This window comes from Bradyrhizobium sp. 186, from assembly GCF_023101685.1.
Lineage (GTDB): Bacteria > Pseudomonadota > Alphaproteobacteria > Rhizobiales > Xanthobacteraceae > Bradyrhizobium.
On sequence record NZ_CP082164.1, the window covers coordinates 1,773,540 to 1,792,233 of the forward strand.

Sequence of the window (18,694 nt, forward strand, 5' to 3'; positions counted from 1 at the left end):
TGCCTGGGTCCGGTGAAGAATGTGCATGTGCACGCCCCCTGCTACGCTCCTTGGTTGGAATTCCCCTTGGCGCTACGAGGGGATAGCCGCGGATCAGCGCCCGCCTTCCCCAACTACAGCAGGAACACGTTGCTCTGTGTTTACAGGGCTATCTCAGCTCGGAACCAGTATCGTTGACGCCGGGCGGCTCCTCGGTCATTCCCCCGCCAGCGCTTCAGTGGCTTCGGGCGAACGCCTGCGTGCGTCGGACTTGCCGAACCCCGAACTCGCCGGCAGCTGCAGGACGGTCGCGCACTGACCCTCGCTGAGCCTTGTCACGAGAACCATCCTGCCGTTGGCAAGCTCCAGCGCGTCATGGTGCACGTGCGATTGGCGGGCATCGATTCGTCGAAACCGGGCAAGTCGCTCGCCCTGCATACCAAACCGGAAGCTCGGCAGCAGGCGGGCGAAGGCGTGGGCCGTCTCGATCTCGCGGTCGAAAACGAGTTCGGTGCCCGGGAGAAGGCAGACTGCTACTCCCGGCTCGCCCACCGCCGCGAAGCCGCGGGTTTCGGTTCCGGGGAAACTGGTAGAAATCAGCCGGTCGCCTAAGTTGGCCGCCCGCGACCTGACAGCGTGAAGGCTATAATCGCACATCGAGCAATTCTCCTCGGAGAGATAAATGAACGTCCCCCGCGTGGAATAGTTTCACAATCGGCGCAGGAACGCCCCGGAATTCCACTACGAGCCGCTCCACGAAGATCCGCTGTTGGCACGCCGGTTAAAGCGCGATGAGATAGATGCAATCTTTGGGAAACACCGCACCTCACTGGGTAGCAACCTTCCGATCCTCTCCGGCATCCGCGTCGGTTGCTTTAACCCGCATGCCGTCGGCAAGCGCCACCGGTGGGTTGAGGATGACGCGTTCGCCGGCATTGAGGCCCTGCTTGATTTCGACTTGGGCTCCATTGTCGGCGGCAAGCTCGATGTGCCGCAAATGTGCCTTGCCGTCGGCAAACACCGCTACGCTCAATCCACGCTCATCGAAGATCACGGCTTCAGCCGGAACGATCTTGACGGCTTGCGTGCGCGGCAAGCTGAACCGGACCGTGCAGTAGAGGCCGGGATGGAGGGTTCCGTCGGGATTGTCGATATCGACTTCCGTCAGCAGCGTGCGCGTTCCGGCCTGTAGCGCGTTGGCATTGCGCGCGACGGTGCCGTGAAATGTCCGCCCTGGAATTTCCGGGACGGTGACATCGGCCTGCGATCCATCCTTGATCGCCAGCGCCGCGTCCTGGGGCACGTAGGCTTGCACGCGCAGCGTGTTGATCCGCGCAATGGAGAACAAGGGGGTGCCATTTGCGGTATCCGCTGTGACGAGGCCGCCGGTGTCGATCTGGCGGGCCGTGATGACGCCGTCGAAAGGAGCGGTCACGCGCTCGAAGCTTGTCAGTTGCTCGAGCCGCGAGACCTGCGCCTTCTGCGCCTCGAGATTGGCGGCTGCCACTCGTACCCCCGCTGATTGCGAGGCGAGGGCGAGGCGATCGTTGTCGCCCTGTTGCTGCGATTGCCAGCCCTGCGCAACGAGGCGCCCGGTGCGTTCGTTCGTCGCATGCGCGAGTTCCTCACTTGCGCGCGCCTGGACCAGCGCGGCTTCGAGCTGCATCTGCTGGGCACGCGCCTGGGCCAGCTGCTGATCGAGGTCCGGCGCGGCGATCGTGGTCAGGAGATCGCCGGCATGCACGCGGCTGCCGATGTCAACGTTGCGCTTGCTGATATATCCCGTCGCTCGCGCAAACAGCGTGGCGCTTTCGAATGCATCCATCGTGCCCGTCAGATCGAGCTGCCTCGGTTCGGTATTCGCGTTCACCGACCTGGTGCGGACCGTGGGCACCATGGTCTGCTCGCGCTGTAGGGTTTCCTCCGCCGTCGTCTTGTTCTGCGCGTGGCGCCAGCCGCCATAGCCGGCGAGGCAGGCGACGATCGCGAGAGCGGCGAGGGCGGTGCTCCAGGCGATGCGGCGCCGCCGGCGGTTCGTGCGATCATGATCGGGCGCAGTAGCATTGGGTGTGTTCGGCATGTGCCCTTCGTCGCTCATGTTGGCGTCTCCTTGGTGCCGCCGCGGGACTCGGACACCGCAACGCGCCCATACCGATCCACGACCGAGTACAGGTAGGGCACGATGAGTAGCGTGGTGGCGGTGCCCACCAAGACCCCGCCGATCACAGCGCGTGCCAGCACCGCGTTCTGCTCTTCGCCGGCGCCCGCGAGGGCCATCGGTATCATGCCGACCACCATGGCGGCGGCTGTCGTCAAGACGGGCCGCAGCCGGGCCTTGCCCGCCTCGAGAGCCGCTTGCGTGGCCTCCACGCCCGCCTGGCGCCGGTCGCGGGCAAACGCGACCAAGAGGATCGAGTTCGCCGAGGCGACGCCCATTGCCATGATCGCGCCCATGAGCGAGGGCACGCTCTGTCGGGGGAGTTACCGAGCCCCGCTTCACCGCCGTCAGGTTGCGTGTTCCGCACGCGCTGCCCGCATGCCGTTGCTGGCTGTGCCGAGAGTGTGCCTGTGTTGAGGGAAATTGCGCCCGGCCGACGCGTTGCCTGTCTTCGCGACGACGTGGTGGCCCAGGGTGCGTGAGATGCGCAATGTTCTGTGCGGCGAACCGCAGTCGTGCGCGCCGACACAGCAGTCGCGGATGGCAATAGGTGCGGACCCATTCGATCGCCGTCCTTGCACCGTCGAGCAGCAGCGTCCAATCCTTAGAAATCCGAGACCTGTCCGACGCCAAATTCGGCGAAGCGCCCTGGCCGGTAGGGTTTTGGATCGACGATCGGCGCCGCGCCCGTCACCAGGTCCGCGATGAGGTGCCCCGATCCGGGGCCGATACCAAAGCCATGGCCGCTGAAGCCCGCGGCCAATATCAGTCCGGGCAGGGCGGACGCCTCGCCGATGACCGGCACGCCATCGGGTGTCGAGTCGATGTAGCCGCCCCATGCGGCGGTGATCTTGGTGTCCTTCAGCGCCGGCAACAATTCGAGGCCGCGCCGATGTGTGAGTTCGATCGTGCTCTGATCCGGCGCGGGATCCAGAATGCGAACGCGCTCCATTGGTGTTGGCTCGCCCACGCGCCAACGCTGGAGCGTTTCGTGTCCGGATCTGACGCCTTCAAGGCCGCCGGGGAACAAATTGCGCCACCGGCGCAAGAACATCGGCAGGAATTGCGGAGCAAAGCGGAGCTGCTGCGCCGTTGGATCGATGCGGCCTCGGCCACTAATGGCGAGCGTATAACCGCCATCACCGCGTTTCGTAACCGAAACGGTGGAGGTGTGGAGTGCGTCCGGCAGCCCTTTTGCGCCTCCCGAGACGGACAGAATGGACGAGCGGATCGAGGCGAGCGGAAGGCGGATGCCGACCTGGTGGCAGAAAGACGAGGACCACGCGCCGCCCGCCAATACGACGACATGCGTGCGAATTGCGCCGCGCTCCGTCACGACTGCGCTCACGCGGCCGCCTTCGGTCTCCAATCCGCGGGCCGCGCACATTTGGTGTACTGTGCTTCCACGCCTGAGGATGGTCCGCGCTACCGCCGGCGCAGCATTGGCAGGATCGGCGATGCCGTCGGTTGGCGAGAAGACCCCACCCTTCCAGGCGCCCCCCGTCGCCGCGCCTCGCTGCGTTGCCGCGGTCGTATCGAGCATGTGCGTGGTTACGCCGACTGTTCGAGCGAAGTCGCGCCAGCGTGCCCAGCCCGCGAGTTCGGCCTCGTCGTTGCTGAGGTACAGAAGGCCGCAGCGAGAGAAACCTGTGCTCTCGCCACTTTCAGCGCCAAAGCTCTCCCACAAGTCGAGGCTCTTGGTCGCCATCGGCAACTCTCGGGCATCGCGGTTTTGCTGGCGGCACCAGCCCCAGTTTCGGCTGGACTGCTCGGCTCCGATCCGCCCCTTCTCCACGAGAGCGACGCTGAGGCCCCGCAGGGTGAGATAGTAGGCCGCGAATACCCCGATGATGCCGCCTCCGATGACCACCACATCGGCGCTGGAGGGAAGATCCGGCGAGGTCTCGATATGGCTGAGTGGCGCGGGCATCCTGGCTTCCTAGATTTCGCTCGTCGCAGCGTAAGTCGCCCATCGGCGCGTGCGGCGCTGGATTGGATGACAGCCCAGCATTTTATGCTGTATCCTCCCCGTGTCACAAGACTGCGTTCTGCCCGAACGACATGACGTTAGTGATGGGCTATGGATGCAGGACAAGTGAGCTTTCGGCTCATTGTGCCAAATTTTCTGCTGTGCCTTCTGGCGCGCGCTCAACGGAGAGACTTCAATGAAGCTGGATCGGATCGACATCAAGATCCTCCACGAGCTCCAGAAGAACGGCCGCATCACCAATGTCGAGCTCGCCGAGCTGGTCAATCTGTCACCCAGTCCATGTCTCATGCGTGTGAAGAGATTGCAGACCGAGGGCTACATCGAGGGCTACGCGGCCCAGATCAACGTGCGCAAGCTGGGACAGACGTTGACCGTATTCACAGAAGTTACGTTGAAGAACCATAGGCAAATCGATTTTGCTCGTTTCCTGGCGGCGGTCGACAAGGTCGACCAGCTGATCGAATGCCATCTCGTCTCGGGAGGTTACGACTACATGCTGAAGTTCGTCACCGCCAGTATCGGCGAATATCAGACGATCATGGAGCGCCTGACGGACATGGATATCGGTATCGACAAGTATTTCAGCTTCGTCGTCCTCAAGTCGCCCATCGTGCGCTCGCAGATGCCGCTGACCAGCCTCTTTCAAGCTTGATTGCCGGCCACGCCAACCGCTCCTAAGGATGGCAATACGCCCGCACCTCTTCGGGATTCTGTTCCAGATTATCGAGCCAGCCCGGATCGAGTTTGGGCACCGAAGAGAACAGAAGCCGCGTATAAGGGTGCTGCGGTGCCGCCAATTCGGTCGACGTGATCTGCTCGACCTTCTGACCGCGGTACATCACGACGACCTCGTCGCAGATCGCCTCGACGACGGACAGGTCATGGCTGATGAAAACATAGGAAATGCCGAGCTCGCGCTGCAACTCCTTCAGCAACTCGACCACCGCAGCTGCCACGACCGTGTCGAGAGCTGACGTGATTTCGTCGCACAAGATGAGCGTCGGTTCGGCAGCAAGCGCTCGAGCAAAATTCACCCGCTGTTTCTGGCCGCCCGAAAGTTCTCCCGGCAATCGATGGCGCACGGACTTGGGGAGACGGACCAGGTCGAGAAGTTCGCCGACGCGCGCATCGCGCGCCTTGCCCCGCATGCCGTGGTAGAAGGTGAGGGGACGCCTCAGGATGTCCTCCACCGACTTCGCCGGGTTGAGTGCGGTGTCGGCATGCTGGAACACGATTTGAATCTGGCGGAGTTCGTTGCGGGTACGGTTGCGGCCGGTCTTCCCCAATTCGCGGCCGTTGAAGATGATGTCGCCGGCATGAGCGGGCAGGATCCCGGCGATCGCCCGGGCAAGCGTTGACTTGCCGCAGCCGGACTCGCCGATGATGCCGAGATTTCGCCCCCGATCCAGCCTGAGGCTGACCGCCTGGACGGCATTGATCAGCGGTTGTCCATCGCGCGAGCGAGGGCCATAGCCGACTGACAGATTGTCGATTTGAAGCAAGGGGCGTTTCGTCGTGCCTTCGTCAGGTCCCCGTTGTTGCGCCTTCGGCCTGAACGCGGCCAGCAGTTCTCTTGTATAGGGATGCTGGGCCTTATCGAGGATGTTTTGGGTCGTCCCCGTTTCCTGGACCGCGCCGTCCCTGAGCACGACGATCCTGTCGGCGATCTGGGCGACCACCGCCAGATCGTGCGAGACGTAGACCCCGGCGATATTGTGCTGCGCTGTGACAGCTTTGAAGGCCCGCAGCACCTCAACCTGGGTCGTGACATCGAGTGCCGTGGTGGGCTCGTCGAAGATGACGACCTTCGGCTGGCCGATCAGAGCCATTGCGGCGGCAAGGCGCTGCAACTGACCGCCCGAGACCTGGTGCGGATAGCGGTTGCCGATCGTTTCCGGGTCCGGCAATGACAGCGCCTTGAACAGTGAAAGCGCTTTTCCTTGCGCCTCGGCAGGCGACATGAGCCTGTGGATCCGCGCCACCTCGACAACTTGATCCATGATGGTGAGTGCGGGGTTGAAGGCGGCGGCAGCGCTCTGTGGCACGTAGGCGACGCTCGTCCCGCGAATAGCGGCGCGTTCCGCCTCCGAAAGCCTCACCATGTCAACACCCGCCACCCGCACCTCGCCTCCGGTGATTGCGCAGCCTTGCCGGGCGTAGCCCATGAGCGTCATGGCAATGGTCGTCTTGCCCGAGCCGCTTTCGCCGATAAGGGCGACGATATCGCCTTCGGCGATGTCGAGGCTGACACCCTTGATGATCTCGACCCGCCTGCCCGCGTCGGTCGTTGCCTCAACCCTGAGATTGCGGATCTCGACGAAGTTTCCGGTCATTCGGCGCTCCGGTCGCGGATCTTGCTCGGCAGGTTGTCGATCAGAAGATTGACGCTGATGGTGAGACTCGCGATGGCGAGTGAAGGGAAGATCACTGCCGGTGCGCCAAAGGGCAGGCCGGCAATGTTCTCGCGAACCAGCGCTCCCCAGTCGGCGTAGGGCGGTTGCACGCCGAGCCCGAGAAACGACAGGCCGGAGAGCAGCAGCACGATGAAGACGAAGCGCAGGCCGAGATCGGCAAGCACGGGACCACGAATATTGGGAAGGATCTCTGAGGCGATGAGATAGGGCAGGCGTTCGCCCCGAATGCGGGCGACCACCATAAAGTCCATCGTGTTGACATTGAGAGCGAGCGCGCGGGCGAAGCGATAGGCGCCCGGAGTGTAGATCACCGACAGCGTCGCAATCAGCGCTGGGATCGACGAACCGACCGCGGCGACCACGACGAGGCCGAACAGCTTGCTGGGAATCGAGTTGAGCGCATCGAGAAACCGGCTCAGCACGGTGTCGAGCCACCCTCCGGCAACCGCCGCAGTCATGCCGAGCGCGACGCCGCTGAAGCAGGCGATGGAGACGGCGGCGAGCGAGATGCCCAGCGTGTAGCGCGCGCCCATCAGAATGCGCGAAAAGATATCCCGGCCAAGATAGTCGGAACCGAACCACAGATCCCAGCTTACAGGTCCGAAATAATCGGCGTCGACGATCTCGCCGACGGAATGCGGGATAATGTGCGGAGCGAAAAGAGCGACGCCGGCCCAGAGAAGGATGATGCCCAGCGCAGACAGGCCTACGAGATTGAAGCGATAGCCCAGCCGCATGCCAAGCCGTCCTGGCGAAGCCGGATACGTCATCGGAGCCTCGGATTGGACAGGACGGCAATAATGTCGGCAGCCGTGATCAGTGTCAGATAACCCAGGCAGAAGATCATCGCGCATGTCTGGATCAGCGGCAGGTCGCGGGTCGAAACAGCGTCGACCATCAGCTTTGCGACACCGGGATAGTTGAAGATGGTCTCCACGATGATCACACCGCCGAGCAGATAGGACAGCGAAAGCGCGACCGCATTGACGATGGGGCCGAGCGCGTTGGGCAGTGCATGTCTCAGCACGAGCCGGGGGCGCGAGGCGCCCTTGAGCAGAGCCATCTCGACATAGGGCGTGTTCAATGTCTCGACCACGGCGGCGCGGGTCATGCGGATCATCTGCGCCGAAACGCCGAATGTGAGCGTCATGACCGGCATGGCGTAGATCCGCACCAGGTCATAGAACGACTTGATCTCGTTGGTGAGGGACAGGGCTGGTAGCCATTTGAGATAGACTGCGAAGAGCAGCACCGCGAGCGTCGCGATCATGAACTCCGGCACCGAGATGATGCCGATGGTCCCGATGGTCACGATGCGATCGTACAGCGTGCCGCGCCACATCGCAGAGGTGATACCAAGCGTCAGCGCGAGCGGCACGGCAATCGAGGCGGTCAATCCAGCGAGCTTCATCGTATTGACAAACCGTCCGCGTATCAGAGTGGCGATCGGGACATTGTTCGCATAGGACGTGCCGAAATCGCCCTGAAAGAGGCCGGCCATCCATCTCAGGAATCGCATGATCGCGGGATCGTTGAGATGCATCGCCTTGCGCAGGCCCTCGACGGCTTCCGGCGTCGCGGACTGCCCGAGCAGGATCGTAGCTGTATCGCCGGGAAGGAGCGCGGTCGCAAAGAAGACGGCGAAGGAAACTATCACGAGCGTGATCAAGGCGATGAGAAGCCGCCTCACCACAAGCGACGAAACTTGTCTTCTCACATTCGCGCTCCCGCACCACGCCGGTCATTTTCTTCAGCCCCGGTTCCCATGGCCGGATCCGGAGCCGTGACCTCGCCGACGCCGATCAGGCGGTAAGCCAGACGTACTCAGCGAAAGCGTAGCCCATCATGCCGCCGAGCGGGTTGGGCTCCAGTCCCTTCAGCTTAGCAGTGATGGCATCGATGTTGGAGATGTAGGCCGGAATGATGGTGCCGGCTTGTTCCGATACCAGGACCTGCATCTCATTGTACATCTCGCGACGCTTGGCCTGATCGAGCAAGCCGCGGGCTTCAAGCAGCATCTTGTCAAATTTTTCCGAGTTGAAACGGCTCTCGTTCCATGGCGCATCCGACTTGTAGAGCAGGGAGAACAGGATGTCGGGCGTCGGACGCGGGTTAATATTGCCGAAATGGATCGGCGCCTTCAGCCAGTAGTTGCTCCAGTAGCCGTCGGAGGGCACGCGCTTCATATCGAGCTTCATTCCGATCTGCGCAGCCGTGGCCTGGATGATCATGGCCATGTCGATCGCCGAACCAGGCGCCTCGGAGGTGATAACCTCAATGGTCTGACCGAGTACGCCGGCCTTCTGGAAATGGAATTTGGCTTTGTCGGGATCGAACGATTTGGGCTTGAGGGCCGCGTTGTGGTAGACGTTAGCGGGCGATACGGGTTGGTCATTGCCGACGACACCGAAGCCGCGCAGGGCCGATTTGACGATCTGCTCGCGGTTAACCACGTATTTCATGCCCTCCCCGAAATCCCGGTTGTTACCGGGTGCCATATCCATGCGTATATTCAGGTCGGTGTAGGTGCCCGACGTGGTCGTGGACAGTGCGAAGCCATTCTGGCCTTCGAGGAGGCGCACCGATCGCGGGTTGATCGAGGCAGCGAGATGAATATCGCCGGACAGCAGAGCATTGATCCGGGCGTTTTCATCGGGGATGGCGAAGAACTCGAATGAATCGACGTTCGGGCCGCCTTTGAAATAGTTCGGATTCCGCACGCCGACCGAGCGCTCGCCGGGGGTGAACTGCTTGCACTTGAAGGCGCCGGTCCCGTTGCCCGAGGAGAAATCGGTCGTTCCGTCGGCCACGATCATGAAGTGATGCATCGACAGGATCGTCGGCAGATCAGCGTTGGGGCTCGCCAGCGTGACCTCGACGGTGTTCTTGTCCACGGCCTTGAAGTCGGTCATCTGGGATGCGATCGCCGCGACCTTCGATCCGGTCGCCTTGTCCAGATGGCGCTTCAGCGAAAAGATGACATCGTCGGCGCTGAGGTCCTTGCCGTTGTGGAAGGTGACGCCCTTTTTCAGCTTGATCGTCCAGGTCTTGGCATCGCCACTTTCGATCGACTCGGCGAGCTCCATCTGGGGCACACCTGCCTGGTCGAGAAATGTCAGGCGGTTGTATAAGGAGCAGCAACGCACATAGTCGGTCGAGAGCGAGGCTTTGGCCGGGTCGAGCGTGTCGGCGGTCGAGGAGGACCAGGCCGCCGCTTTCATGGCGCCGCCCTTCACCGGCGTCGCCGCCACCGCTTCCGACGCGCGGCCGAAGACCGCGTTGGCGGCAGCCAAAGCCACACCATTGGCGAGCATCAACTTCAGAAGGTCGCGGCGCGAAGCTCCGCGACGAATAGCGCTCTCGACCATGGCATCGTCTGAACAAGACCAGTTCGTCGTCGTGTCGCTCATGTTAATCCCTCGTCGCTGGAAGGCTACGGCTCATGTTGCGGTGAGCGGCAGATTGTTCTGTCGCGCAATTGTGGTGGACGCCGGCGTGGTCCCGTCAAAACGACCATGCCGCGTCTCCACTCAGGACTGCATTCTTTCCCGCGATCGAAGTCTCGCAGGATAGTCCCGCGGCTTCGGTCGAAAAAACCGTGGGCCGCGGCACAAAATTGCGAAGATGCCTCGGTTTCTAGTATTTCGAACCTGCTTGCAGCCGACTCATTGTGCATGCCTATTAATATTGCAGCGCGGCGCGAACTTCGGCATCGGCCAGCGTATCGTCGAGCGTTCTGGCGGTGCGCTCGATGATCGCTTCGATATCGGACTCGGAGCAGCAGAGCGGCGGGGCATAGCCCAACACGCCGGTCGGGAAAGCGCGGATGACAAGGCCGTACTTCCAGGCGCGCTCGAAGATGCGCTTTGCTGGTTCGGCCGTGGCGGGAAGCGGTGTCTTGCGTTCTTTGTCGGTAACAAGTTCGATGGCGGCCAGCATGCCACGGCCGCGCACGTCCCCGACGAGGGGGTGATCCTTGAGCGATCGCAGGCCGGCCATCAGCCGTGCACCCGCCTTCGCGCCATTTGCAAGCAAGCCGTTTTCGTAGAGACACAGCACTTCCAGAGCCACCGCGGCACTGACCGGATGCGCGGAGTAGGTGTAACCATGGCCAACGGCGCTTGAGCCCGCGGCATCGGCGATCGTGTCGTAGACATGATCCGACAAAAAGACCGCGCCCATTGGTACGTATCCAGAGGTCAATCCCTTGGCGACGGTCATGAGATCCGGAACGATGTCGTCCTCGCTGCACGCGAAGAGCGGCCCGGTCCTGCCGAACCCGGTAATGACCTCGTCTGCCACGAAGAGGATGCCGTGCGCCTGGCACCGCGCGCGCATCGCTTTCATCTAGCCCTTGGGCGGCACCAGCACGCCGCCTGACCCCTGGATCGGCTCGGCATAGAATGCGGCGACGCGTTGCGGGCCGCCGATCTCCTCGATTTTCGCATCGAGCGCTGCCAGCGAGGCTGCGATGATGGCATCCCCGTCCTCTCCGGCCGGATTGCGATAGACATAGTGCGAGGGGATCGTGTGCTGCCAGCTGAGCGGCACGCCGAACCCGGCGTGGAAGGCGGGCAGGGCTGTCAGCCCGGCGCCAACGGTCGACAATCCGTGATACCCCTGTTCGACCGAGATGAAATGCTCGCGCTGCGGCTCGCACCTGGCGTGTCCAGTAGTAACGGATGAAGCGCACGGTGCTGTCGACTGCATCCGAGCCACCGAGCGTGAAGTAGACGTGGTTCAGGAGCTCGCTGCGCCAGCTCTGCCGCAAGCCGGATCGCCGATTCCGAGCCGAGGCTGAAGTAGCCTGTTGCATAGGGAAGCTCCTGCATCTGCGTGGCAGCAGCTGCAACGATGCTCTCGTGCCCATAGCCGGCATTGACGCAACAGAGCCCGGCAAAGCCGTCGACGAGTTGATGTCCGGAAGCATCCGTCACCGTCGCTCCCTTGGCCGACTTCAGTACCGTGACGCCGGCGCTCTCGTGACCCCGATAGGATGCGGCCGGGTGGACGAGATGTGCCCGATCGAGCTCGATGAGCGAATTGCTGAGCATCAAAGTCTCCGCTTATCCGAAAGCCTGGTTGGCGAGGGCGAAAGTGGTAAATGGCGCGCAGGTGGATCGCGCAACGACAGGGCGCTGCATGGCAATGCCCTCGTCCACCCGGACGAGTCCTTTGTCTGTGAGCCAGGCGCCCAATTGAGAGGCCTCGGCAGTATCCACGCGAACGAAGCGTCCTTCCCGCCCAGCCATGAAATAGGCGAGCAGAGCCTTCCCATCGTCCGCGTTCGCGGCCACGACGGGACCGATCACCTCGCCTCTGCCGAATCCTCGTAGCGCCGCAAATCCAGTAAGCCCCTGGCCATAACAGAGCACAGCGAGTTGGCCGACCTTCGCAAGCGCACGAAGCAGATCTCTCCGGTCTGCGCCGTACGCGCTTCTGTCGAGCTCGAGGATCCCGAAGATATCACGCGACTCGGCCGGCCGGACTTTGGTGGGCGGGGCGATATGCAGGACCTGTCCTTGATGCTGGACGATCGTTCCGGCCCGGCAAAAGCCGAGCTTTTGATAGAGTGGCATGCCCTCGCCGGTTGCAACGAGCTTGAGCGCGCGCGAGCCCGCCAGCGCGATGACTGCCTTCATGAGCTGACGACCCAATCCGCGCCCGCGGGCGGCTTCATCGACGATGACCATGTTGATAGTTGCGACATCCCTCTTGTAGGGCGTCATCAGAACGGTCCCGAGCACGGTTGAAGCATTCGCCTCCATTGCGACGAATCCCGCGCTCAGATCGAGTGCCATTTGCCAGTCCTCGAGGCGGTGCGGCCAGCCGGCTTGACGCGAAAGGCGCAACGCACCTTCGAGATGTTCGGAGCGGAAGGTGCTGAGCGATATTGTGCTCGAGATCATCGACTGGTTTTCCTGTCCGGCACCAATCTCGTATTTTGGCGATGTGCAAATCGTCTGAAGGCCGCCGCGCGAACGATATCTTCCACCGCAGCGGGCGGAAAAGCCGCATCTTATGCCGCGCTGGCGCTCTATTGTTGCGGTCCTGACATCGTGCGAGCGCACCAGGACAGGAATGATGAGCCAGTTTCGTCCGAAATACGTGACTTTCGACTGCTACGGCACGCTGACGAATTTCCAGATGGCGGAAGCGGCGCAGGATCTCTATCGCGCGCATCTTCCAGCACCGCAGATGGCTGCGCTCGTGCGGGATTTCGCGGCGTATCGGCTCGACGAAATTCTCGGCGACTGGAAACCCTATGCCGTCGTGATCCATAACGCGCTGGAGCGTGCATGCAAGCGCAATGACGTCGCCTTCAAGCCCGAGCATGCGCAGATGGTCTATGAACGCGTGCCGAGCTGGGGGCCGCATCCCGACGTTCCTGCCGGCCTTGCCAAGGTCGCCAAGGAGATTCCGCTCGTCATCCTCTCCAACGCCATGAATGCGCAACTGCCGTCCAACGTAGCCAAGCTCGGGGCGCCCTTTCACGCCGCGCTCACGGCCGAACAGGCCCAATCCTACAAGCCTCGCATGAAGGGCTTCGAGTTCATGTTCGATACGCTGGGCTGCGGGCCTGAAGACGTGGTGCACTGCTCCTCGTCCTTCCGCTATGACCTGATGACGGCTCACGACCTCGGCATCAAGAACAAGGTGTGGGTCAATCGGGGGCACGAGCCCGCCAACCCCTATTATGGCTATGTCGAAATCAAGGATATCGGCGACCTGCCGGGTGTGTTCGGACTCTGAGTCGGCGGGATCCGCGGTGAAATATGTCTCCTACTGGCACGATACCGCACCACGCTTCTCCGGCGGCGCCGAAGGTCCCGTCGACGGGCACTATGACGTTGCGGTCATCGGTGGCGGCTTCACGGGCCTTGGAGCTGCGCGCCAGCTCGCCAGGGCGGGAACGAAGGTCGTTGTGCTCGAGGCGGACCGGGTAATCGGCGGCGCATCGGGCCGGAACGGCGGGCATCTCAACAATGGTCTGGCCCACAGCTATCTCGCCGCCAAGGCGGAATTAGGCAAGGAGCGCGCCGTCGCGCTTTACCGCGCGCTCGACACCTCGATCGACACGCTCGAGGCGTTGATTGCGGAGGAGCGCATCGCGTGTGATTTCCGCCGCGCCGGCAAGCTGAAGCTCGCCTCCAAGCCGAAGCATTTCGATGCCATCGCGCGGAATTTCGAAGCGGTCCATCGCGAGGTTGATCCGGACACAGCATTGCTGTCCGCCCGGGATCTCGGCGCGGAAATCGGCTCGCCCTTCTTTGGCGCGATGCTCTCGAAGAAGAGCGCGATGATGCATATGGGGCGCTATGGCGTCGGACTGGCCGAGGCGGCCAAGCGTCGCGGCGCGACCATCTTCGAGAACGCGCCGGTCACCGCGCAGGCGCGGGAAGGATCGCGCCACCGCCTGACGACGTCCCGCGGCAGCGTCACCGCGGAGCAGGTCGTGCTGGCGACGGGCGCCTACACCATGCCGAATTTCGGCTATTTCCGTCGGCGCATTATCGCCGTCGGCAGCTTCATCATCGCGACCCGTCCGCTGGACGTGGCCGAAATCGCGAAGACCATGCCGGGCAACCGCACTTGCGTCACTTCGATGAACGTTGGTAATTATTTTCGGCTGGCACCCGACAATCGCCTGATCTTTGGCGGACGTGCACGCTTCTCGGCGACATCAGATCAGCGTTCGGACGCAAAGAGCGGCGCAGTGCTCGTTGACGGTCTCGCGCGAATTTTCCCGCAACTTGCCAGCATACCGATCGACTATTGCTGGGGCGGGCTCGTCGACATGACCAGCGATCGCTTTCCACGCGCCGGCTATCAGGACGGGCTATGGTATGCGATGGGCTATTCCGGCCATGGCGCGCAGCTGTCGACCCATCTCGGCATGACGATCGCCGATGCGATGCTTGGACGCGAAGACCGGAATCCGATGAAGGGCCTCGACTGGCCCGCGGTGCCCGGTCATTTCGGCAAGCCTTGGTTCCTGCCGCTGGTGGGAATGTACTACAAGATGCTTGATCGCATTCAGTAGCCTGGCGGGGACAAATGCGCGCCCGCGCTTGCAGAACATCGAGGGCCGATCTGTCTTGAGCGTTTGCCCGGATACCGGAGAGGGCGCGGACGTGCGCCTTCTCCGCTCCGTGGCCGCTTAGCCCAATCCGCCGATGTGGAAGGTTTTCATCTCGAGGTATTCCTCGATCCCGACCTGCGCGCCCTCGCGCCCCAGGCCGGATTGCTTGACACCGCCGAACGGGGCTACCTCCGTCGACACCATGCCGGTGTTGAGGCCGACCATGCCTGCTTCCAGCGCTTCCGCAACGCGCCAGGATCGCTTCAGGTCTCGGGTATAGAAATAGGCGGCAAGGCCGAAGGGTGTAGCGTTTGCGATGGCAATCGCCTCCTCGTCGGTCTCGAAACGGAAGAGAGGCGCGACGGGACCAAATGTCTCTTCATGCGCCAGCACCATGTCGGTGGTCGCCTCGGTGAGGACGATCGGCGCGGTAAATTGCGGGCCCTTGGGTAACGTCACGGGTTGGCCGGCGATACGAGCGCCCTTGGACAGCGCATCGGCGACATGCCGGTTGATCTTGCTGATCGCCGCCTCGTTGATCATCGGCCCGATCGTCACGCCCTGCTCGAGGCCAGATCCCACCTTCATGGTCTTGACGCGGGCGACGAGCTTGTCTGCGAAGGCATCGTAAACGCCAGCCTGCACAAGGATCCGATTGGCGCAAACGCAGGTCTGCCCGCCATTGCGGAACTTCGACATGATTGCGCCCTCGACCGCGAGTTCGAGATCGGCATCGTCAAAGACGATGAAGGGTGCATTTCCGCCGAGCTCGAGGCTCACGCGCTTGATGCTGTCCGCGGCACCGCGCATCAGCAGTGAGCCGACGCGGGTCGAGCCGGTAAACGAGATCTTGCGCACCGTCTCGTTGGCCATGATCTCGGCGCCGATCTCGGTCGGCAGGCCGGTGACAATGTTGATGACGCCTGCGGGAATTCCGGCGCGCTCGGCCAGCCCGGCGAGGGCCAGCGCCGAATAGGGCGTTAAGTCCGATGGCTTGATCACGACGGTGCATCCCGCCGCGAGCGCCGGAGCCACCTTGCGCGTGATCATCGCGTTCGGGAAATTCCAGGGCGTGATGACAGCGCATACGCCAACCGGCTCCTTGAGGACGACGATGCGCCGATCGGGCGTCGGTGACGGGATTGTCGTGCCGCCGATCCGCCGGGCCTCCTCCGCGAACCATTTGACGAAGGAGGCGCCGTAGCGGATCTCGCCTCTGGACTCTTCCAACGGCTTGCCCTGTTCGAGCGTCAGGATGCGCGCCAGGTCGTCGAGATGAGCGATCATAAGGCCGTGCCAGGCTTCCAGAAGCGCGGCGCGCTCGGCGTTCGTCTTGGCGCGCCAGGCCGGGTACGCCTCGGCGGCAGCGGCAATAGCGGCGCGCGTCTCATCTCGCCCCATGTCTGGTACGGTACCAAGAGCAGTCTGCGTCGCCGGCTCGATCACGTCGATCGTCTTGCCCGAGAGCGCCCCGACCCAATGGCCGCCGATCAAACCCTGCTGGCGGAAGAGGTTTTTGTCGCTGAGTTTCCGCATGTCTCATCCTTCTCCTAGGATCAGCCGAAAGGCGCTGCTGCGGGGATCTGCGGTGGGCAGCTGACCGGAATCGGAGCCCAGCCTCACGCCACCGTGACGTAGATCTTGCGGACGGTCTCGATGGTCTTCCACACGCCCGTAAATCCGGGCTTCATGACGAAGCTGTCGCCGGCCGTGAAGGTCATGGGATCTCCGCCGTCCGGCGTGATCTCGATCACGCCGGCGAGGATGTGACAGAACTCGAACGTCTCTCCCTTGATGGAGCGCGTTTCGCCCGGTGTCGCTTCCCATACGCCGGTATGCACGAGCTCACCCTTGGCCACGTCTTGCGCCCAGGTCTTGTAGTGGGGAGCGCCGGCAATGAGCCGCTCTGGGGTTGGGCCGGACTCCTTTGGAGCGAAGGTCGGATTGGAATCGATCAGTTTCAGCAGCAATTTGAACTCCTCTCAGTAGCCACGTGTGCGATCAATGAGCCCGATCAGATCCAGGCCCGCCTCGTATCGCTTGATGTTGTCGATCACCGCACGTGCGGCGGTCTCCGCCTGAGTTGCGCTTGCCACATGCGGGGTGAGCAGCACCTTCGGATGAGTCCAGAAGGCATGATCGGAGGGCAGCGGCTCCGGTTCAGTGACATCGATGACGGCGCCGGCGAGGTGACCGTCGTCCAGAGCGGCCAGGAGCGCGAGGTGATCGAGCTGCGCGCCGCGTCCCGCATGAATCAGCGCCGCGCCTTTCGGCAGCCGCGCAAACACACCGCGATCCAGAATCCCGCGGGTGTCCCCCGTGAGAGGAAGCAGGCAGACGAGGATGTCGATCTCGCTGAGCATTTGGCTGAGGCCGGCTTGGCCGCAATATGTTGCAACTCCTTCTATCGTCTTGGCTGATCGGCTCCAGCCACTCAAAGGAAAGCCGAAGGGCTTCAGACTCTCCAGCACGGCGCGGCCGAGCACGCCAAGTCCGAGCAGCCCAACCCGCTGGTCGGTAGCCTGCTTCTGCAGCAGAGGCCGCCACTGGCGTTGCCGCTGCAAATCGAGATAGGTAGGGAGGTTGCGGTGGAGCGCCAGCACCGCGAGTGTGACATATTCCTGCATCATCCGGATGATGCCATCTTCCACCATCCGTACCACCTTCACCTCGGATGGTATCGATGTTAGCGGAAATTGATCGACGCCGGCCCCAACTGAAAACAGGAGCTCGAGATTGCGATAGCATTCGAGCCCATGGGGCACCGTCCAGCTAATCACGTAGCGAACCTGGTCGGGATCGATCGTGGCGGAATCGATTGCGAAGGGGAGGTCGGGGAGCTCGCGAACGAAGGCGCTGCGAAAAACGGCTCCGCGCTCGGCGTCGGAATTGAACAGAAAAGCCATTAGTCGATTTTGCAGGCGCCGAAGATGGCGAACTCGCCGGATGGAAGGAGCATAACCGGACGAGGGTTCGTTTCCATGCCGAATGCGATTGCGATTTGGTGGATTGTTTCGCGCCACGGTCATTTTGAAATGCATTCTGCGGCGGCGTATGGTTTATGCTGGTTTCGCCCGGGCCGCTGGAGTGCGCCCGGAGTGAGATCATTCGATCGATATTGGGCTCATCGAGAGGGAGCCATGGATAGGCGCATCTCCAGTTCGTTTACGGTCGATACTTTTGAGGCACGTGCGGCCGATATCGATACGGTCGAGCTTGACTGGCTCCATGCGCTGTCAATTGGCGTCGGCTGGCCGCATCGCGCCGAGGACTGGCAGTTTCTGCGTGAGGTTGGCCACGGCATCGTGGCTCACGACGAAATCGGACGGGTCCTTGGATCGGCCATGTGGTTCCCCCATGGCTCGGACTTCGCCACCGTTGCCATGGTCATCACCTCTCCGCGTCTTCAGGCCCTTGGCACCGCGCAGTGGCTGATGAAGCGCGTTCTGTCCGAATGCAAGGGACGCAATCTGCGCCTCAATGCCACGCGCGCAGCGCGTAAGCTCTATCTGTCGCTCGGCTTCCGCCTTGAGAGAACGGTCTTCCAGCGTCAAGCCGAGGCGCGGCGGCCCGATGAGATGCCGCGCCCTCCCGAAGGAGCCGAACTGCATCGTCTGGATCAAGCCGATCTTGCGGCTGTCGCTGAACTTGATGCGCAGGGATTTGGTGCATGTCGCGTCGAGCTGCTCGCAGCTCTCGTGCAGCAATCCGTTGGCTTTGGCCTCTACCGGCGTGGCCGCCTCGAGGCCTTTGCGCTCTGCCGTCCGTTTGGGCGAGGGCATGTCATCGGTCCTGTGGTGGCTTCGAACGACAGAGACGCGATCGCAGTGGTGGCGCCGCATGTGACTGCCCATGATGGAGAGTTTCTGAGGCTTGATACGCACCTTGCTGACGGGGAATTCTCCTCCTTCGTCGCTCGGTCGGGCCTGGCCGTCTTCGACACCGTTACGACGATGTCGTTGGGAGGACACTTCCGCGATCCCAATGAGCGTTCTGGAGACATGCCCGTTACCTACGCGCTGGCAAGCCAGGCCCTTGGGTGAGGGCATATCGCGCCGCGAGCGGTCTTC

Annotated in this window: 15 protein-coding genes and 3 pseudogenes; 5 read left to right on the forward strand and 13 right to left on the reverse strand. The window is 62.6% G+C overall.

Going from position 1 to position 18,694, the window contains the following annotated elements; all coding sequences use genetic code 11:
- Positions 1 to 195: 195 nt before the first annotated feature.
- From IVB18_RS08255 to IVB18_RS08265, 3 genes and pseudogenes are all read right to left on the reverse strand, one after another.
- The gene (locus tag IVB18_RS08255) at positions 196 to 636 is read right to left on the reverse strand and encodes a hypothetical protein (protein WP_247988692.1); all 441 of its coding nucleotides are present in this window, start codon (positions 634 to 636) and stop codon (positions 196 to 198) included.
- 169 nt (positions 637 to 805) lie between these two features.
- Positions 806 to 2,077 (reverse strand): efflux RND transporter periplasmic adaptor subunit, encoded by a 1,272-nt coding sequence (locus tag IVB18_RS08260; protein WP_247988693.1) that lies wholly within the window; start codon positions 2,075 to 2,077, stop codon positions 806 to 808.
- Positions 2,074 to 2,448 (reverse strand): annotated as a pseudogene (locus IVB18_RS08265) (efflux RND transporter permease subunit); the annotation flags it as partial. The gene IVB18_RS08260 and the pseudogene IVB18_RS08265, both read right to left, overlap by 4 nt.
- Between IVB18_RS08265 and IVB18_RS08270 the strand changes: the two are divergent.
- Positions 2,449 to 2,619 (forward strand): annotated as a pseudogene (locus IVB18_RS08270) (oligopeptide/dipeptide ABC transporter ATP-binding protein); the annotation flags it as partial. It abuts the pseudogene before it with no gap.
- Positions 2,620 to 2,741: 122 nt separating this feature from the next.
- Here the strand turns inward: IVB18_RS08270 and IVB18_RS08275 are convergent.
- Positions 2,742 to 4,067 (reverse strand): FAD-binding oxidoreductase, encoded by a 1,326-nt coding sequence (locus tag IVB18_RS08275; protein WP_247988694.1) that lies wholly within the window; start codon positions 4,065 to 4,067, stop codon positions 2,742 to 2,744.
- 235 nt (positions 4,068 to 4,302) lie between these two features.
- Here IVB18_RS08275 and IVB18_RS08280 point away from each other — a divergent pair, with 235 nt between their 5' ends.
- Entirely contained in the window at positions 4,303 to 4,779 is a 477-nt protein-coding gene (locus IVB18_RS08280; protein ID WP_247988695.1) for an Lrp/AsnC family transcriptional regulator, read from the forward strand.
- 22 nt (positions 4,780 to 4,801) lie between these two features.
- On the opposite strand, the gene IVB18_RS08285 is transcribed toward IVB18_RS08280, so the two are convergent.
- From IVB18_RS08285 to IVB18_RS08315, 6 genes and pseudogenes are all read right to left on the reverse strand, one after another.
- On the reverse strand, positions 4,802 to 6,460 hold the full coding sequence (locus IVB18_RS08285; RefSeq protein WP_247988696.1) for an ABC transporter ATP-binding protein: 1,659 nt from the start codon (positions 6,458 to 6,460) through the stop codon (positions 4,802 to 4,804).
- Positions 6,457 to 7,311: an ABC transporter permease gene (locus tag IVB18_RS08290; protein ID WP_247988697.1), complete on the reverse strand. Its 855-nt coding sequence runs from the start codon at positions 7,309 to 7,311 to the stop codon at positions 6,457 to 6,459. The genes IVB18_RS08285 and IVB18_RS08290 overlap by 4 nt, the downstream gene beginning before the upstream one ends.
- The gene (locus tag IVB18_RS08295; RefSeq protein ID WP_247988698.1) at positions 7,308 to 8,258 is read right to left on the reverse strand and encodes an ABC transporter permease; all 951 of its coding nucleotides are present in this window, start codon (positions 8,256 to 8,258) and stop codon (positions 7,308 to 7,310) included. The genes IVB18_RS08290 and IVB18_RS08295 overlap by 4 nt, the downstream gene beginning before the upstream one ends.
- An 85-nt stretch (positions 8,259 to 8,343) precedes the next feature.
- On the reverse strand, positions 8,344 to 9,951 hold the full coding sequence (locus tag IVB18_RS08300) for an ABC transporter substrate-binding protein (protein WP_247988699.1): 1,608 nt from the start codon (positions 9,949 to 9,951) through the stop codon (positions 8,344 to 8,346).
- 271 nt (positions 9,952 to 10,222) lie between these two features.
- A pseudogene (locus tag IVB18_RS51460) lies at positions 10,223 to 11,595 on the reverse strand (aminotransferase class III-fold pyridoxal phosphate-dependent enzyme).
- 12 nt (positions 11,596 to 11,607) lie between these two features.
- Positions 11,608 to 12,450, reverse strand: coding sequence for a GNAT family N-acetyltransferase (locus IVB18_RS08315; protein ID WP_247988701.1), 843 nt, complete (start codon positions 12,448 to 12,450; stop codon positions 11,608 to 11,610).
- 175 nt (positions 12,451 to 12,625) lie between these two features.
- Between IVB18_RS08315 and IVB18_RS08320 the strand changes: the two genes are divergently transcribed.
- Positions 12,626 to 13,294 (forward strand): haloacid dehalogenase type II, encoded by a 669-nt coding sequence (locus tag IVB18_RS08320; protein WP_247988702.1) that lies wholly within the window; start codon positions 12,626 to 12,628, stop codon positions 13,292 to 13,294.
- A 16-nt stretch (positions 13,295 to 13,310) separates the two neighbouring features.
- Positions 13,311 to 14,585, forward strand: a complete 1,275-nt coding sequence (locus tag IVB18_RS08325) for an FAD-binding oxidoreductase (RefSeq protein WP_247988703.1) — start codon at positions 13,311 to 13,313, stop codon at positions 14,583 to 14,585.
- 117 nt (positions 14,586 to 14,702) lie between these two features.
- Here the strand turns inward: IVB18_RS08325 and IVB18_RS08330 are convergent, their stop codons facing one another.
- The 3 genes from IVB18_RS08330 to IVB18_RS08340 form a co-directional block, all read right to left on the reverse strand.
- Positions 14,703 to 16,160, reverse strand: coding sequence for an NAD-dependent succinate-semialdehyde dehydrogenase (locus IVB18_RS08330; protein ID WP_247988704.1), 1,458 nt, complete (start codon positions 16,158 to 16,160; stop codon positions 14,703 to 14,705).
- Between the two features lie 83 nt (positions 16,161 to 16,243).
- Positions 16,244 to 16,594 (reverse strand): cupin domain-containing protein, encoded by a 351-nt coding sequence (locus IVB18_RS08335; protein ID WP_247988705.1) that lies wholly within the window; start codon positions 16,592 to 16,594, stop codon positions 16,244 to 16,246.
- A gap of 12 nt (positions 16,595 to 16,606) precedes the next feature.
- Positions 16,607 to 17,530: a glyoxylate/hydroxypyruvate reductase A gene (locus tag IVB18_RS08340; RefSeq protein ID WP_247988706.1), complete on the reverse strand. Its 924-nt coding sequence runs from the start codon at positions 17,528 to 17,530 to the stop codon at positions 16,607 to 16,609.
- 234 nt (positions 17,531 to 17,764) lie between these two features.
- Here IVB18_RS08340 and IVB18_RS08345 point away from each other — a divergent pair, with 234 nt between their 5' ends.
- Complete coding sequence (locus tag IVB18_RS08345; RefSeq protein WP_247988707.1) at positions 17,765 to 18,667, forward strand: GNAT family N-acetyltransferase; 903 nt, start codon at positions 17,765 to 17,767, stop codon at positions 18,665 to 18,667.
- The last annotated feature ends 27 nt before the right edge of the window (positions 18,668 to 18,694 follow it).

What these genes read in the sequence shown, in the direction of transcription:
- IVB18_RS08315 (WP_247988701.1), bottom strand. Translation starts at nt 12,450, where the DNA reads ATGATCTCGAGCACAATATCGCTCAGCACCTTCCGCTCCGAACATCTC.
- IVB18_RS08320 (WP_247988702.1), top strand. Translation starts at nt 12,626, where the DNA reads ATGAGCCAGTTTCGTCCGAAATACGTGACTTTCGACTGCTACGGCACG.
- IVB18_RS08255 (WP_247988692.1), bottom strand. Translation starts at nt 636, where the DNA reads ATGTGCGATTATAGCCTTCACGCTGTCAGGTCGCGGGCGGCCAACTTA.
- IVB18_RS08300 (WP_247988699.1), bottom strand. Translation starts at nt 9,951, where the DNA reads ATGAGCGACACGACGACGAACTGGTCTTGTTCAGACGATGCCATGGTC.
- IVB18_RS08340 (WP_247988706.1), bottom strand. Translation starts at nt 17,530, where the DNA reads ATGGCTTTTCTGTTCAATTCCGACGCCGAGCGCGGAGCCGTTTTTCGC.
- IVB18_RS08275 (WP_247988694.1), bottom strand. Translation starts at nt 4,067, where the DNA reads ATGCCCGCGCCACTCAGCCATATCGAGACCTCGCCGGATCTTCCCTCC.
- IVB18_RS08290 (WP_247988697.1), bottom strand. Translation starts at nt 7,311, where the DNA reads ATGACGTATCCGGCTTCGCCAGGACGGCTTGGCATGCGGCTGGGCTAT.
- IVB18_RS08280 (WP_247988695.1), top strand. Translation starts at nt 4,303, where the DNA reads ATGAAGCTGGATCGGATCGACATCAAGATCCTCCACGAGCTCCAGAAG.
- IVB18_RS08260 (WP_247988693.1), bottom strand. Translation starts at nt 2,077, where the DNA reads ATGAGCGACGAAGGGCACATGCCGAACACACCCAATGCTACTGCGCCC.
- IVB18_RS08285 (WP_247988696.1), bottom strand. Translation starts at nt 6,460, where the DNA reads ATGACCGGAAACTTCGTCGAGATCCGCAATCTCAGGGTTGAGGCAACG.
- IVB18_RS08345 (WP_247988707.1), top strand. Translation starts at nt 17,765, where the DNA reads ATGGATAGGCGCATCTCCAGTTCGTTTACGGTCGATACTTTTGAGGCA.
- IVB18_RS08330 (WP_247988704.1), bottom strand. Translation starts at nt 16,160, where the DNA reads ATGCGGAAACTCAGCGACAAAAACCTCTTCCGCCAGCAGGGTTTGATC.